General features: G+C 42.0%; 11 protein-coding genes. 7 read left to right on the forward strand and 4 right to left on the reverse strand.

Annotated features, from left to right (window positions below; translation table 11 throughout):
• Window positions 1–304: 304 nt before the first annotated feature.
• Entirely contained in the window at window positions 305–4,759 is a 4,455-nt protein-coding gene (locus tag ACFVQB_RS30465) for an endo-1,4-beta-xylanase (protein WP_379448306.1), read from the forward strand.
• Window positions 4,760–4,958: 199 nt separating this feature from the next.
• Here the strand turns inward: ACFVQB_RS30465 and ACFVQB_RS30470 are convergent, their stop codons facing one another.
• The gene (locus tag ACFVQB_RS30470) at window positions 4,959–5,165 is read right to left on the reverse strand and encodes a DUF2536 family protein (RefSeq protein ID WP_379448308.1); all 207 of its coding nucleotides are present in this window, start codon (window positions 5,163–5,165) and stop codon (window positions 4,959–4,961) included.
• Between the two features lie 547 nt (window positions 5,166–5,712).
• Here ACFVQB_RS30470 and ACFVQB_RS30475 point away from each other — a divergent pair.
• Window positions 5,713–6,690, forward strand: a complete 978-nt coding sequence (locus ACFVQB_RS30475) for a tRNA dihydrouridine synthase (RefSeq protein ID WP_379448310.1) — start codon at window positions 5,713–5,715, stop codon at window positions 6,688–6,690.
• Between the two features lie 353 nt (window positions 6,691–7,043).
• On the forward strand, window positions 7,044–7,613 hold the full coding sequence (locus ACFVQB_RS30480) for an SF0329 family protein (RefSeq protein WP_379448313.1): 570 nt from the start codon (window positions 7,044–7,046) through the stop codon (window positions 7,611–7,613).
• A gap of 218 nt (window positions 7,614–7,831) precedes the next feature.
• Here ACFVQB_RS30480 and ACFVQB_RS30485 read toward each other — a convergent pair whose 3' ends face one another.
• Window positions 7,832–7,912 carry a putative holin-like toxin gene (locus ACFVQB_RS30485; RefSeq protein WP_353057537.1) on the reverse strand — a complete coding sequence of 27 codons (81 nt, stop codon included), beginning with the start codon at window positions 7,910–7,912 and terminating at the stop codon, window positions 7,832–7,834.
• Window positions 7,913–8,226: 314 nt separating this feature from the next.
• Between ACFVQB_RS30485 and ACFVQB_RS30490 the strand changes: the two genes are divergently transcribed.
• Together ACFVQB_RS30490 and ACFVQB_RS30495 are read left to right on the forward strand one after the other, a co-directional pair.
• Window positions 8,227–11,085 (forward strand): HD domain-containing protein, encoded by a 2,859-nt coding sequence (locus ACFVQB_RS30490; RefSeq protein WP_379448315.1) that lies wholly within the window; start codon window positions 8,227–8,229, stop codon window positions 11,083–11,085.
• 248 nt (window positions 11,086–11,333) lie between these two features.
• Window positions 11,334–12,500, forward strand: a complete 1,167-nt coding sequence (locus ACFVQB_RS30495) for a cobalamin-independent methionine synthase II family protein (RefSeq protein WP_379448317.1) — start codon at window positions 11,334–11,336, stop codon at window positions 12,498–12,500.
• Window positions 12,501–12,669: 169 nt separating this feature from the next.
• Here ACFVQB_RS30495 and ACFVQB_RS30500 read toward each other — a convergent pair whose 3' ends face one another.
• Both ACFVQB_RS30500 and ACFVQB_RS30505 read right to left on the reverse strand, forming a co-directional pair.
• The gene (locus ACFVQB_RS30500; RefSeq protein WP_379448319.1) at window positions 12,670–13,248 is read right to left on the reverse strand and encodes a GNAT family N-acetyltransferase; all 579 of its coding nucleotides are present in this window, start codon (window positions 13,246–13,248) and stop codon (window positions 12,670–12,672) included.
• Window positions 13,249–13,324: 76 nt separating this feature from the next.
• The gene (locus ACFVQB_RS30505) at window positions 13,325–14,110 is read right to left on the reverse strand and encodes a TVP38/TMEM64 family protein (protein ID WP_379448321.1); all 786 of its coding nucleotides are present in this window, start codon (window positions 14,108–14,110) and stop codon (window positions 13,325–13,327) included.
• Window positions 14,111–14,269: 159 nt separating this feature from the next.
• Here ACFVQB_RS30505 and ACFVQB_RS30510 point away from each other — a divergent pair, with 159 nt between their 5' ends.
• Window positions 14,270–14,962 carry a response regulator transcription factor gene (locus tag ACFVQB_RS30510; RefSeq protein WP_379448323.1) on the forward strand — a complete coding sequence of 231 codons (693 nt, stop codon included), beginning with the start codon at window positions 14,270–14,272 and terminating at the stop codon, window positions 14,960–14,962.
• Window positions 14,955–16,298 carry a HAMP domain-containing sensor histidine kinase gene (locus ACFVQB_RS30515; protein ID WP_379448325.1) on the forward strand — a complete coding sequence of 448 codons (1,344 nt, stop codon included), beginning with the start codon at window positions 14,955–14,957 and terminating at the stop codon, window positions 16,296–16,298. The genes ACFVQB_RS30510 and ACFVQB_RS30515 overlap by 8 nt, the downstream gene beginning before the upstream one ends.
• Window positions 16,299–16,329 lie beyond the last annotated feature (31 nt).

Consider the following 16,329-nt stretch of genomic DNA (forward strand, 5'->3'; position numbering starts at 1 on the left):
ATTTGATAGAGATTTATCATGATATTTGAACATAACAATTTCGTGATGAGTAATGAACAACGTTTCAACTTATATAGCTTCCCGATTCTATCTGCCGCGGCCTGATCAGCGGAACGAAGAGCATGACCATACCCGTATCAGAATTGGTACAGTTCTGTAAAAAACTAAGATTCACCTTTAATTTGGAGTAAGATTTCTCTTTCATGAAGTGGTATTATCTGGGGTGAAAGGAGGCTGGTTACAGTAAATTATGTAAGCGCTTTATATGTTTTATAAAAAATTTGGTGTGGGGGGAATGCTTCGAATGAGGAAATCATTTAAGCAGGTCGTTTCCGGGTTACTCGCAGCGGCTCTGCTTCTTCCGGGCGGCTTGATAGCTCCGGCAGTTAGCGCTGCGGATCTAGCGGCATCTAATTCACAAATTGTGTATCAAGAAACATTCCAGAATGGTCAAGGCAAGGTAACTCAATCAGGCGGTGCCCAGCTGAGCACTGTAACAGGCAAGCCGTTTGAAGGCAATGATGATGGAGCAGCTCTAAAAGTTAGTAACCGATCTAACAACTGGGATGGCGTGGACCTCACATTCGGTGATCTGGGTTTGGCAGTTGGCCAAGAGTATTCTGTAACCGCTTCCGTTTATGTCGATACTGATTCTAACCCGCCTGCAGCTGGGAAAGCAGTACTGGAGATTGTATCTAATAAGGGCGTTACTGGCTCAGAGGGATACACTGGAATTAGCTCTGCTGACTTTAAAGCAGGACAAGGCATTACGCTATCCGCCGCTCTCTCCGTTACCAGTGTTGACAAGACAGCTCTGCGGATTAAATCTGATGATGCCGGAAATGGTGTTCAATTCTATATCGGGGATATCACGATTACCCAAGCAGAAGCACCTGCAGAGCCTACTGTAGTCCTTAACCAAAGCTTCGAAGACGGAAATACCGGAGGCTGGGGAAAGCTTTCTTGGGGGGCGAACGGGGATACTGCGGTCGTTGACGACGTAGCCTCCGAAGGTACGAAATCTCTGAAGTTCTTCAACCGGGCCGATGAGAAGGCCGTTCCTGCTCTCGTACTTACTGACAAGATGAAATCCGACCGTAAGTATGATATTTCCCTCAAGGTTAGACTCGGTTCAGGTGAAGGCGAGTTCCATCTGGCTTCCAAAATAAATTCTGAAATATTAGCCGATGACCAGAAGTATCCTTGGATTATAGGCAACAAGCTTGTAACCGCTTCTGACTGGACGCTCTTAGAAACCAAAGGCTACGAAATCCCTTCTAAAACGAATGAGATTATGATCTATGTTGAACCATCGGACAATACGTTAACCTCGGATATTTACATTGATGAAGTCATCATCACCGATGTAACCCCTGATCAAACCGCACCGGAAAATGTAGATAAAACGGGCATCTCTGCCGATTTTGAGAATGGTCTGGATGGATTCAAAGCACGGAATGGCCGTGAAACGATAGCTCTTTCCCAAGACGATAATCATACATCTGGCGGCAAGCAAAGCTTGCTTGTGACGACTACGACACAATATGATGCAGCTTTAGTTGATGCGACTGGCAAAATGGCAAAGAATCACGAATATGAGCTATCTGCTTGGGTGAAAATGGCACCTGGCGAAGCGCCTACAACACTTCGTATTAGTGTTCAATACGCTGACAGCGGCTTTGCAAACGTTTCACAAAATGCAACCGTTACAGATCAGGAATGGGTACACTTAACGGGTAAGTACACGCTCACCACTACTCCAAGCGTACTCAATGCTTATATTGAAACAGCAAACAATGACGGCGGCAACCGTACCTTTTTCTTAGATGACTTTGTTCTAAAATATCTGGGACCTGTAACTGCCGCACCTCCGATTCAAGAAAATCTTCCTAATATCAAGGATATTTACGAGGATGATTTCCTGATCGGGAACATTGTTAATCCGTCTACCTTTGATGAGACTCGGCTCAAGCTTCTGAAGAAGCATCACAATGTGGTCACGTTTGAGAATGATATGAAGCCGGATTATGCATACAACGCGAACAGACAATTTGATTTCACCGCAGAAGATGCTCTTGTTCAAAGAGTAAAGGATGCTGGCCTTGATTTGCACGGTCACGTGCTCGTATGGCATGCCCAGTCACCTACCTGGCTTCATACGGCAGAGAGCGGTAAACCATTGAGCCGTGAAGAAGCTCTGACGAACCTGAGAACACATGTTAAAACGGTCGTTGAACACTTTGGTGACCAAGTCATTTCCTGGGACGTTGTCAACGAAGCCATGAACGATAACCCGTCTAATCCGGAAAATTGGAAAAATGCATTGCGCAATTCAGGCTGGTTACAAGCCATCGGCCCTGACTTTCTTGAGGAGGCATTCCTTGCAGCCAAAGAAGTCATTGACGAGAATGGCTGGGATATCAAGCTTTATTACAATGACTACAATGATGACAACCAGAACAAATCTACAGCCATCTACAGCATGGTTAAAGAGATCAATGAGAAGTACGCCGTAAATCACCCTGGCGAGAAACTGATTGACGGCATCGGCATGCAAGCCCACTACAATTTGGGCACGAGATTGGACAATGTCAAGATGTCGCTCGAACGTTTCATTTCTTTGGGTGTAGAAGTCAGTGTCACCGAGTTGGACATTATGGCAGGCACCAATTCTACAATTACTGAAAAAGAAGCAAAGCAGCAGGCCTATCTGTATGCGCAATTAATGGATCTCTATAAGAAGAACAGTGCGCATATTCCACGTGTCACCTTCTGGGGATTAAATGACAGCACCAGCTGGAGAGCCGAGCAGAATCCAACCTTGTTCGACAAGAATTTTCAAGCAAAAGAGGCGTTCTACGCGGTAGTTGATCCGCAAAAGTACATGGCGGAAAATCCACCCAAAGCCCTTCAATACAAGAAATCAAGCGCGCACTATGGGACACCAGCTATTGATGGCTCCGTAGACAGCATATGGAGCAAAGCTCCTGAAATGAAACTGGATACGAAGCAAATGGCATGGTCAGGTGCGACAGGAACAGCAAAAGTACTGTGGGATGACGACAATCTGTATGTGTTGGTTCAAGTCAGAGATGATCAACTGAACAAGTCCAACCCGAATGTATGGGAGCAGGATTCCGTTGAAGTATTCGTCGATGAAAACAACGGGAAAACAGCTAACTTCCAAGACGATGATGGGCAATACAGAGTGAACTTTGAGAACGTAGCTTCCTTTAATCCTGCGGAAATCGCTGCAGGCTTCGAATCCAAAGTCACTGTTTCCGGTACCAACTACACCGTTGAAATGAAGATTCCGTTCAAAAAGGTTAAGCCTGCGAACAATGCTAAAATTGGCTTTGATGCGCAGATTAATGATGCGAAAGACGGCAACAGAATCAGCGTGAACGCATGGAACGATCCATCCGGTCAAGGTTACCAGGATACTTCCGTATTCGGTGAATTGACGCTGACTGGCAAATCTTCTTCTGGCGGAAACAATGGCGGAGGCAACAATGGTGGAGGTAACAACAGCGGGGGTAACAGTGGCGGATCGAGCTCAGGAACTACTTCGCAGCCTCAGCCTCAACCACAGGTTCCAGACAACGACTCGAAGATAGTACCGGTAATTAAGGTCGAAAATGGAACAGCCACAGCAACCGTATCGAGCGACAGCCTAAATAAAGCCATTGAAAAAGCTTCTCCAGATGCAAATGGCAAGAAGCAGGTTACCATCGACGTGCCGAAGCAAGCAAATGCACAATCCTATGTTGTACAATTGCCGACTTCCAGCCTGCAAAGCAACAATAATGTTGAGTTTGTGCTTAAGACGGAAAATGCAACACTTCAAATTCCGTCCAACATGCTTTCCAATATTACGGAACAAGCCGATCAAGTCTCTATTCAGATTAACAAAGTCTCGGCAGATCGTCTGAGCGCAGATGTTCGCGCTATTGCGGGCAGCCGTCCGGTGATCGATCTAAGCGTAAAAGCTGGTGACCGTGTCCTTGCCTGGAGTAATCCTGAGGCACCTGTAACGGTATCTGTTCCGTATACGCCTGCTGCACAGGAGCTTGTCCATGCACATCAGATCGTGATTCTTTACATTGACAAACAAGGACAGGCAACGGCCATACCAAGCGGACGTTATGATGCTAAATCCGGCTTGATGGTATTTAAAACAACTCATTTTAGCACCTATGCTGTAGCTTACGTAACCAAGTCTTTTGCCGATGTGCAAAGTGTCCTGTGGGCTAAACAAGCAGTCGAAGCGATGGCTGCACGCGATATTATTAAAGGAATCTCTGATGACAGCTTCGCTCCTGCAGCTTCTATCACGAGAGCCGACTTTATCACCTTGCTTGTCCGAGCACTTGAATTGAAGAACTCAGGCACGAATACGGCAGCCTTTAGCGATGTACAGCCAAACGCTCACTATGCACAGGCCGTGGCTATTGCCAAAGAACTCGGTATCGCATCTGGATTCGAAGACAACACGTTCAAACCAGGCAACAGCATTTCCCGTCAAGACATGATGGTTCTTACGGCAAAAGCTCTGAAAGCAGCTGGTAAGCAATCTGCCGGCAACGGAAATCTAGCTCCTTATTCCGATGCTGCAAGCATTTCCACTTACGCGATGGATAGTGTAACTTCCCTCGTAGGAAGCGGAATTGTTAAGGGCAAAGATGGCAAAATCGCACCAGCCGAACCATTGACCCGTGCTGAAGCAGCGATGGTTCTCTACCGGATCTGGGAAATGTAAATGTAAAGTTTAATTAAACCAGCTGATAAAAAAGACTACCCCCGTATATTATCAGACGGGGGTAGTTCTACTATTTCATATCGAATACAAGGCGGCGGGGAGAATGTAAATACCATCTTTGGCGGATTCTCCATGGGTTCCGTAAAGACCGGGTATACTTTTGTAAATGGGCGCTAGCAAAGTAAAAAAACCTCGTCCATCACTCTGCAGAAAAATGAACAACTGCACTATATAACATCTTGTTGCGAAGCGGGTCGAACGTGACTTGATGCTGAACCTGCTTCAACCGAAGCAGCAATGCCTTGTTAATTCCGATTCGGTCTTCGATTGCCCGTTCCAGTTCATTGAAGTCATAAGCCTGCAAGCATTCGACTTTGTCTTTGATAATATCCAGTGTAATTTCCATGTTTGATTCAGGCCTCCTCCATGTCACGATTTGCAGGTACAAAAGCCTGCCGAGCTTTTATTGTAGAGGAGCTTTTCCGGTTCGGCAAGAGCAAATGAAGTGAACAAGTAGAACGATGGAGGAGGTTTGATTTCTATTCTGGGGGAGCCAAAACGAGAAGATAAAGTTATCCTTCAAATAATCACTAATAAACTCGTGCTGAAAATCAACTAAAGACGTGATAAAATTAGAGAAAGGACGAATGGAGAAAGGGGAAACCCGGATCCAGGAACCATTGGGTAAATAGCCAAGAGGGGCATCGCCCCTCTTTTTTATGTGAATCCATAGAAAAGCATTGCTTCTATTCAGGTTGTAATTTATTCATTTTGATGTGCCATTAACATATACTGCTGTTTGAACTACGTTGCGGTAACATGGTTAAGTGAAGATGATGTAAGTGAAGAAGAAGCAATGACATGTATATTGAATGATACACAAGCAAATGAACAGATTATTTGACTATTTTCGGGATAACGAAATGTCCTGGTATATATAGAGGAGTTTTAACATGAAAGAAAATTTTTGGCGTGATTTGCCACGACCATTTTTTATACTGGCGCCGATGGAAGATGTGACGGATGTTGTGTTTCGCCATGTCGTAGGTGAAGCGGGCAGACCGGATGTGTTTTTTACGGAGTTTGCGAATACAGAGAGTTACTGTCACCCGGAGGGGAACAAAAGTGTGCGCGGGCGTCTGACTTTTACAGAGGATGAACAGCCCATTGTGGCCCATATCTGGGGAGATAAGCCGGAATTCTTTCGCGAGATGAGCATCGGTATGGCGAAAGAAGGGTTTAAAGGCATCGATATTAATATGGGGTGTCCTGTAGCGAACGTAGCAGAGAATGGGAAGGGTAGCGGACTGATTTGCCGTCCCGAAATTGCAGCCGATATCATCCAGGCCGCCAAAGCCGGAGGACTACCCGTCAGTGTAAAAACAAGGCTCGGTTTTACTGCTGTAGACGAATGGCGCGACTGGTTAACCCACATTCTGAAACAAGACATTGTGAATCTGTCTATTCATCTGCGGACAAGAGAGGAAATGAGCAAAGTAGACGCTCACTGGGAACTGATTCCGGAGATTAAAAAACTTCGGGATGAGATTGCACCGAATACGCTGCTGACCATTAACGGAGACATTCCTGATCGTGAAACGGGTCTCAAACTCGCTGAGCAATACGGAGTGGATGGAATTATGATTGGTCGTGGTATTTTCCAGAATCCATTTGCTTTTGAGAAAGAGCCGAAGGAACACACCAGTGAAGAATTGCTTAATCTGCTGCGGCTTCATCTGGATCTCTATGATCAATATTCAGGACAGGAGCCACGTTCGTTCAGCCCTCTTACCCGCTTCTTCAAAATATATGTCCGTGGATTCCGCGGGGCAAGTGAACTCAGAAATAGCTTAATGAACGCCAAATCAACAAGTGAAGTGCGTGCATTGCTCGATGAATTTGGTAGCAAGGAGCATGATGGGGCGGAGTAACGTGGAATTTAGTTGCTAATTGCTAAGGGAATGTGTGAAGTGGGAAAGGATAGGCTGAAAATCCTTGTGGATATCACTTATTTTCCAATGATAGGTAAAAACGGTTTAATAGAAAGATGATTTTATAGAAAGTAGATAATTTTCTGCAAGTTTATCACACAGGGGAATGAAAAATCATTAATCGGATTTCTTCCGTTCGAGCCGTTTAAGCGGTTTGGGTAAGCAAAGTGTCTTCCTTATGTAGTAGAGTTTAACGCCATTAAATCAAGTTGAGACGTTCATTCGTTTTGGTGTGTTATAATTTAGGTGAATGTCGCAATTCAGGCGGTAGGCTTTTGAAAATAGGAGGATATATGTCCTGGAGCAAATTGAAGCAAAATCTGGAGAGTTTCCTTTGTCCTGCGTTAAATGGAAGGGTCGAATACCGTGCAACAAGTTACCGTTATTTACTTGGTAAATCAGGGGATTGTTACATTACGGTAGATAAAAAGAATGTACTCAATATGAGTGATACAACAACTTCGATCCGATGGTATCAGACGGATCAGGAGATCAAGAACGATCCCAATATTCTGATTCCTGTGAACAATGAAGAGATTGAAGCCATCCGAAAAGAGTCCAAAGGGGCCGTTCCCGAGGACCGTCTTCAAGTCATGGCAAGAAGCAGAAAAATCTCCGTACATGCAAAAGAGCTTTTGTTGGTACAGGCCGCATTAAGTAAATCGAATTTTACCGTTGCAGCTACTACGTTTTTATCTACTTCTATAGAGGAAAACTTGGAGAGTAATGATATCCTGTTAAATATTCTAGCTTTGGTGGACAGACGAGTTGGCAAAAAGCGAATTTTGAATATGTCCGAGCAGATAAAGCTAAAGCATCCTGCCGTGCAGTTTTTTTATGAGTTACGACGTAGTACGATGTAGGTCGGTTGAATATTATGTATTGCTACTTACTCTACACATGTAAAGTTAAAAATTGAAATCCCCATTCGTCATGTTATAATAGGGGCATGAACAGCTTATAATGCAAAGAGAGCCGTGCGGTCAACACGACTCTCCACGCAATAGCCGCTTTTAAGGGCGGTGGGCTTAACAAGAGGTTATACGACCAAGTAGACCGCAACCTTTGCACGGTGGGCGGTCTACTTGTGTTTATTGGACAGTAGCGCTACTATCAGCGAACCAAAGGTAAGCATCAGCATAATCGCTTCAAACACTGTCACAAGGCATCACCTCCCTTCCGGGAGATTAGCCGACCGCCCATATCAGCCTTTCTATTACTCTGCGATTATACCATAATATTCATTTCTCTAGATAGACCAACCAACATATCCAGCGCCCAGAACACCTTATTCCTTTCAGTTGTGCATCACTATAACAGCTGACTGCTTATGTTTAGATTTAACAAGGGCTAGTGTTAATCAAAACTGAGACTCCTACTATAGTTGGAGTCTTTTTTTGTTGTTGATCTAGAATATTTAGTGACTCAGGGTTTGAAAACATGCATATGTTTACTATAAAAAGGAGGAAAATATATATGTTTATTCCGAAGGAGTTCAGGGATATTCTTGATAAAGACATGCATCTTTCTGGAGTCGTACGGTCAACCGTCTCACTGTTTAAAGCAATAATACAAGAAAGCAAATTCGATTTTTTTCCAGAGTATACGAAACACGATTCTTCACATGTAGAAGCCGTTTTATCAAATGCCAGAGATTTGATTGGTGAGAGTTTGGGTCTTTTAAATGCGAGGGATATCGCAGTTTTAGTACTGTCCATTTTGGCACATGATCTTGGTATGCATCTTAACTTCGAAGGGTTCAATAGACTTCTTAAAAAAGAAAGACACGAAGTAATTAAGGAAGTTGACACTTTAACGTGGAGCCAAGAATGGAGCAAGTATGTTCAGGAATCTAAGAAGTGGAGTGAGAGAAAAAAGCAGGAGATTTTTGGACAGAAAAATGTACTACTTAAAGAACCTTCTAAGGATGAGAATGAATATACCAAAACAGACAAATTATTTATCGGGGAGTTCATTCGCCGCCATCATTCAAGAATGGCTCACGAAATTGTATTATTCAATTTCCCACTGGATCATGAGAATGATATACCTTTTGCGATAGATCTAGAATTTGAAATAAAGGATATTATAGGATTTATTGGTCGAAGTCACGGAATGGACTTACGTTCTACATTTACCTATTTAAAAGATAAACATTATGATTACCGTACTCCATATACGATTAAAGTAATTTACCTTATGGTTGTTTTGAGGATTTCTGATTACCTTCATATAACTCCTGATCGTGCCCCAACTAGAAGTGTGTCTATCACTTCCTTTACTAGCCCTATTTCTAAATTAGAATGGAATCTTCATCAAGCCATTAAAGATATGACTCAGAATCATGAAGATCCTGAGTCACTTTTTATAAATGCAAGACCCGCTAACAGTAGTGAATTTCTTGAAATTAGATCTTTATTAGATGGCATCCAAAATGAGTTAGATTTAAGTTGGGCCATTCTGGGTGAAGTTTACGGAAGATATAACAAATTAAACAACTTGAAAATTTCAATACGAAGAGTAAGGTCGAATTTGGATAACAGAAAGTACACAGATTCTCTTTCATATCTTCCAGAAAAAGTGATGTTCGATAGTGTTCCAGAGGCTATTAAGCTAATGGTAGCACCTTTGTATGGCGGAAGATCCAGTTACGGAGTGAGAGAACTTATTCAAAATGCAGTAGACGCATGCAGCGAACTTGAATACCTGTACCACACTAGATCAGTGAATATCGCTTACGAACCGAAAATAAAGGTGGGCATCTACCAGACAGATTCCGAGTATTATTTTCAAATTGAAGATAATGGTATTGGCATGTCTGCAGAAGTTATCATTCATTACTTTTTTAAAGTTGGATCAACATATAGAAACAATATCAATTGGAAAATGAACTTTACGTTGGATGGAGATACTCAGATTTCAAGGAGCGGTCGATTTGGGGTAGGGGTACTAGCCGCTTTCTTACTAGGAGATCAAATTGAAGTTATGACGAAGAATATTGATTCGGAGATGGGGCACTATTTTAGAGCAAGTTTGGATGATGTGCAGGTGGAAGTTAATAATATTATTGATTGTTCAGTTGGTACTACGATAAGAATTAAACTTAATGAAAAGTCTTTATTGGAATTAAAGGAGCAGGTGGAACACGATTATCGTTCAGATAGAAGTGAGCCAGCATGGTTTGCTTGGTATATGTTAAATAAACCTGCTATTCGATATGAGTTTCCAGATGATTGGGGACGAGAAGGTTTTGATAAGTTTTACTCAATTGTTGGTATAGATGATTGGAAGGGAATCGAAATTCAAGGATTGGGTTTAGTTTTGTGGAAGTTTAACGGAGTATTGTCCAAGCAATTCTTTGAACAGCCCCTACTCTGCAATGGAATTATTATTCCCAAAGGATATAAAAGTCGTTTTCCCATTTATCGTGCGTATCCCTCATTTTATAAATTTCCTTCGATCATGGTAAAGGATTATGAGAGTAATATGCCACTTACATTGACTAGGGATGAGTTGGCAGGGGATGGCGAACTTCCATTCGAAAAAGAACTTTCTCAAAGCTTGATTTTAGATATGATGGGAAAACTCGTAACACTAAAGATGAATACGGTTGGGTTAGGCTACAACATAACATATTTCAGACATCCTATTTTAAGGCCACAAGAAAAAGTGGATGATCTAAGAAAAGGGAGCATGAAAGGAGAAGGCTTACTCGTGCTTTCAAAAAAGGGATATTTTCTCCCTCATCCCCATAATATTAGGAAACTTAAGACAAATAAAATTGTTCGGATTTGGTCTAAAACTACACAAGAACTATCCTATAAAATTTGGTCTTATCTAGAAAGTGCGATGGTTTCCACTTATTCACTATCAAAATCGATTGAATTAGTAAAGAATGAGCTTTACGAAAAAAGCTTTATGCATGATTTTAGGATTGTTTCCAATAGAATTTATCTTCCTAAACAACTTGGGTTAGATTTGATGAACGGAAAAATAAAAATGAGGAAAGACATTTGGGATAAGCTAAAGATCGAAAAAGAGCAGGAGCACATGATTTGTATTATTCTGAACAATCCGCCTCCAGCAACAATTGATGATTCTTTTTTTGAAAGCGAAGACGGGTTGAACGTAGATACCCTAATTGAGATATTTATAGCACCTAAAAAAATCAGAAAATACAATAAAGATGATAGGGAGAAAATTGAGAGAATTAATAAATATTTTGAAGAAGTTTTGGATCATTGCTTCGAAGAGGAAGTCTTTATTCCGTACGAATTAAAAGAAAGAAGAGATAAGTATCCACGGGCTTTCGAATATTTGTCGGAATATATATAGTTATAATAATTACATGGAATGCTATTTAAATTTGCTTATAAAAAGCTAGACGGTGGCATCGCTACAATTAGCGAACCGAAGGTAGGCGCCAAGCATAATAATTTCATACAAAGTAATGGAGCAAAAAATAAGGAATGAATTATTTGTTTGCTATAGCTTTTAACTATAACTAGTTATGTTTTTTAAGTATCCCAACCAACCTCGTTCTGCATGATATGATAAGAGTATACAACGAGGGGGTTTTTGACATGACTGATAAGTTCCAGATCGTAGGTAGTTTGTTGCGTCCTGATGAGCTGCTGACATATAAAACGCAAATTGAACATCGTGATGATATCAAATATCCATTCTATGAAAGTTTTGAAGGTTATGAGAAATGCGAGACTGAGGCCATCAAACAAGTGGTGAAAAAAGAAATCGAACATGACCTGTCGATTATTACAGATGGCGAGTTCTCTAAATCGATGTGGCATCTGGATTTTGTGTGGGGCTTTGGCGGAGTTGAGCGTTATATTGCTGACCATGGCTATTTTTTCCGTGATGTCGATGGATCTTCAAAATATGAAACACGTAAAGATATTGGCCTGCGCATAACTGGCGAATTGAGTGGTAAAAATCATCATTTCATTCAACTGTTCAAACAACTGCAAGACACGGCGGGTGACCAGCAAACGAAACTTTGCGTTCCGTCGCCATCCCATATTTTTGGTGAACTCTCTTGGTCGGATAATATCGGCGGTACGGATGCTGTTTATCAGAACATTCAGGAACTCAAAGCGGGTCTTGTGAAGGCGTATAAGGAATTTGTAGAGGAATTCGCTGCGGCGGGCGGTAAAATCCTGCAATTCGATGATTGCTTGTGGGAGCTGTTTGCAGACGACAACCCGAACTCTCCGTTTACAGGGGAGCATATTAATCAAGAGGAAGTACAGGGTCTCGCCACCGAATTTATTGATATTAACAATACAGTGATTGACTTCGGTCATAGCTTGGGCTTGAAAATGTGGACACACAATTGCCGCGGCAACTATGATTCCCGCAACATGGGCGGTGGATCTTACGCGAAAATCGCCAATCTGTTCCTGAAGCAGTTGAAATATGACCGTTTCTTCCTGGAATGGGATGATGATCGTGCGGGTTCTATCGAAGCATTGGAAGTTTTCAAAGATAGACCTGAAACGGAAATCGTATTAGGGTTGTTGTCATCTAAGACCAATACACTTGATGATGAAGAACGCGTAATCCGTTTGCTTGACGAAGCCTCCAAAATTATTGATAAGGATCGTCTGTTGCTTTCGCACCAATGCGGGTTTGCATCTTGCGATGGCGGTAACGAACTAAGCGAAACTGAGCAATGGGCCAAAATTGATCAAGGTCAAAAGATTGCCAAGCAATACTGGGGCAGCACCGTCTAGGATTCAAGCTGAATGTATTGTGACCTTATAAACGCATTGCCCGTTCAATAGTGTTCTGTACGATAATAAAACGGCGACTTTTCCTCTGGAATCTATCCAGGGAGAAGCCGCCGTATTTGTTTTGTGTTGGAACGTTCCTTATTTTAAAAACGATGAGATTCATCGATCATTATTTCTGTAATTCACGCTGTGCCAGCCATTCCTTTTTCAACAAAGCATATTGATACGTATTCTCGTATTTCGGTGTGCCGTCCTCATTTTTGACAAATGAAATGAACTCCAAAAAAAGACCTTCCCGGCGCATGCCCAGCTTCTCACACAGCTTCTGGGAACGGAAGTTATCATCCTCGACATAGGCGTACAGTCTTCTTATTCCCTTTTCCATAAAGAGATGCTCGATGAAAGCATTGGCGCTCTCACTGGCGTACCCTTTCCCTTCAAATCTTCCATTAAAATTCCAACCAATACTATACGTATCTGAATTCGAATCCTTATCCGTATCGGAATCCCGATCTTCCCTCATACCAAACAGCTCACCGATCAGTTCGTTACTGTCTTTCAGGCAGACCGCGATGTGGGAATCGTCACTGCTTCTTTTTGCGACCTCTGCCGCTGCGTCTTCCAACGTTGAAATCCGGTGATCCATAAAACAGTTCACTCTTGGATTTGCTGTGTATTCCAACAGTCCTGCTGCGTCCGTTGCGGTGAATTTTCGCAGGATTAACCGATTGGTTTCAAGTGTTTGCATGTGGATATACCTCCGGTTTTCATATCAATAGATTAGCTTTGTTCATGTTGTATCTCTTTTTATTCTACCAAACTCACTATTCTTTACTATAGCTGGGTATAGCCTTGGGTTTGGCTTTAGTTCTCATGTTGACTTCGGCGTTGGAGCTGGCTTCGGGAGATGTAAGCCGCGCTTTGGTTCTGTCTGACCGGGAGAACAATCCCACCAATTTCTCCCTATAAATATAGCCGAGTACGAACCCGATCACAGCGATAACAGAAATAATAATGGCGATCGTGTATTGTTGCATATGAATTGTGGACCCCACAGCGGCAGATGCGATGATCCACGGCAGACGACCGACTATAAGGATCGTGAAGAATCTAAACGAACTAATCGATGTAAGAGCGGCGACAAATACAAGCATGTCTTTGGGCAAGCCGGGAATCACGAAAAAGATAAATAAAAAAGCAGAGAACTTCTTCTCATCATGAATAAACGAAATCCACTTATTATTTTTCTTTTGCAGCAGCCGTGAAATATAAGCGCGACCGATAAAACGAGTGAAATAAAAGGCGATCGCTGAGCCTAATATCAAACCTACAGTTGTATACAATGAACCAATGGCTGTACCGTAAATATATCCGCCTGCGACTTGTACAACTTCTCCTGGAATAGGTGCAACCACGATCTGAAGAATCTGGAATAAAATAAACATGACCGGGCCCCAATGACCTGTTGAATGAATATACGCTCTGAAGTTGTCCATGGACGACATGATTTTAATAATGGCAGGAGAATAATAGACCAGTAGACCAATGGACAATATGATTAACAGACCCAACAATATGTTAATCATTACTTTTTTTGAAGGTTGTGGCATAGCTGACGACCCCTTTGTGTAATGACCTCTACATATTTACAGTATAAAACGAAATTATTAAGAGTCACTTACATAACTTCTGAAGAATTCTTAAGTTGATTGTATTTGCTGGTAGTCGCTAATAGCGCATATTATACTAAAATTGGACGGAGGGATTAGATGAACAAGCAAATTTTAATTGCTGATGATAACAGTGAAATCCGTGAAATTGTAAGGATTTTGTTAGAGAGCGAGAATTATGAAGTGATTGAAGCGATAGATGGTCAAGATGCGATTGATAAAGTGAATGAAGAGACGGATCTCATTATTTTGGATATGATGATGCCCAATAAATCGGGGCTGAAGGCGTGTCTGGAGATTCGTGAAAAAACAAGCGCACCGATCCTGTTTCTCACGGCGAAAACGCAGGATTCTGACAAACAATTAGCCTTTTCCTCAGGTAGTGATGACTTTTTGTCCAAACCCTTCTCCTATACAGAACTCGTTTCAAGGGTGAAGGCCTTACTGCGGAGGTATTATGTTTATCGGGGCAAGGAGAAGACCGAAGAAACGGACCAAATTATCGTTAAGGATCTTACCGTTCATCAGGATTCAAAAACCGTGTTTGTTGGGGAGAAGGAAATTGCTCTAACTGAAATTGAATACCACATTTTGCTGCTGTTGGCTAAGAAACGACGAAAGGTGTTCTCGGCGGAAAACATATATGAGAGTGTTTGGGGGCAACCCTACTTTTATACGTGTAATAACACGGTCATGGTTCATATTCGTAATTTGAGAGGCAAACTGGAGGATGATCCACAGAACCCTAAATATGTGAAGACCGTTTGGGGGAAGGGGTACAAAATTGAATAGATTACTAATGGGAAAAAGGCTGAAGATTAAACTGGTTCTGGCGGTTGTAATTTCTTTGGTCATTTCCATAAGTGCATTCGTTATTTTACAAGTTGTTGGCGAGACTGTATTGGATAGTTATTTAAGCAAATCCACTTTTGTAGAGAACAGGCAGCAAGATGCGCTTGATCGATTCGAAGCATTCGTGAATAACCAGAACGTGTCAACCCGTGATCATGAGCAATTGTCTGCTTGGATAAGTCATGAGCGCTACTTAAATCTGTATATTTTTGCAAAAGACAAATTGATATTTTCCTCAAACACGGAGATTGATCCTGCCATTAATGAAGAGCTGTTAACTCAATTCGTGCCATCGAAAATACCCATCACCACCATCCATTTTGCGGATCAGGATGCCCAGATATACTTGGTTAGCTTTTATGAGTATCAATACTACAACCTCATTCTGATTATTGGTGTTTTCATAGCGGCCATTGTGTTCATTGTTTCCTTTCTACTGATGATTAATAAGAAAACATCTTATATTGGCGTGCTTGAACAAGAGATCAAAATACTCGAAGGTGGAAATTTGGATTATTCGATTACGATATCGGGAAAGGATGAACTGTCATCTCTGGCCCAGAGTATTGATGAGATGAGGAAATCATTTGTGGAGCGGCTTGGCAGCGAGGAGAGGGTCAGGATGGCCAACCGCGAATTGATCACGGCGATTTCCCATGATTTGCGAACGCCACTCACAATTCTATTAGGATATATGGATATCATAGAGCTCAACAAATATAAGACACATGAGGATCTGTTGCAGTATATTCATAATAGCCGGGAAAAGGCCTATCAAATCAAAGTGCTGTCGGACAAACTATTCGAATATTTTACGGTATCCTCTGCCGCTGAAGAAGAGGAAGTAGAATTTGAAATTTATGAGGGCAGAGCGCTTATCGATCAACTCATAGACGAGCAATTAGTGGTTTTGGACGGTATAGATGTGCAGGTTCAGACAGATGCAAATCATGAGAAGTTTTTGCTGGAAGTCAATCTGGTCGCTATTCGTCGTGTATTCGATAACATATTTTCAAATATTCGAAAATACGCCGATCTGGCGCATCCCGTTCATATCCAGGTTTCTTTGAAGCAACAATGGGTCATTCTTGGGGTGGATAATAAGATTAAACGTGTCGGCAAAAAGAAAGATAGCAACGAAATTGGGCTCGTTAGTTGTCAGAAAATGATCCAGCAGCACAACGGGACGTTGACGGTGTCGCAGGGAGAAGACGTCTTTTCACTACAGATTACGCTACCTGTCATCTTCAATAAACCAACACAGACTCATATATAACGGAAGGGAGAGAGACGTTATGACAATGAAT

Origin of the sequence: Paenibacillus sp. NPDC057886, assembly GCF_042796655.1 — a bacterium.
GTDB lineage: Bacteria > Bacillota > Bacilli > Paenibacillales > Paenibacillaceae > Paenibacillus.

Excerpts from the sequence above, each read along its gene's own strand:
- ACFVQB_RS30465 (WP_379448306.1), top strand. The coding sequence starts at position 305 with ATGAGGAAATCATTTAAGCAGGTCGTTTCCGGGTTACTCGCAGCGGCT.
- ACFVQB_RS30470 (WP_379448308.1), bottom strand. The coding sequence starts at position 5,165 with ATGGAAATTACACTGGATATTATCAAAGACAAAGTCGAATGCTTGCAG.
- ACFVQB_RS30475 (WP_379448310.1), top strand. The coding sequence starts at position 5,713 with ATGAAAGAAAATTTTTGGCGTGATTTGCCACGACCATTTTTTATACTG.
- ACFVQB_RS30480 (WP_379448313.1), top strand. The coding sequence starts at position 7,044 with ATGTCCTGGAGCAAATTGAAGCAAAATCTGGAGAGTTTCCTTTGTCCT.
- ACFVQB_RS30490 (WP_379448315.1), top strand. The coding sequence starts at position 8,227 with ATGTTTATTCCGAAGGAGTTCAGGGATATTCTTGATAAAGACATGCAT.
- ACFVQB_RS30495 (WP_379448317.1), top strand. The coding sequence starts at position 11,334 with ATGACTGATAAGTTCCAGATCGTAGGTAGTTTGTTGCGTCCTGATGAG.
- ACFVQB_RS30500 (WP_379448319.1), bottom strand. The coding sequence starts at position 13,248 with ATGCAAACACTTGAAACCAATCGGTTAATCCTGCGAAAATTCACCGCA.
- ACFVQB_RS30505 (WP_379448321.1), bottom strand. The coding sequence starts at position 14,110 with ATGCCACAACCTTCAAAAAAAGTAATGATTAACATATTGTTGGGTCTG.
- ACFVQB_RS30510 (WP_379448323.1), top strand. The coding sequence starts at position 14,270 with ATGAACAAGCAAATTTTAATTGCTGATGATAACAGTGAAATCCGTGAA.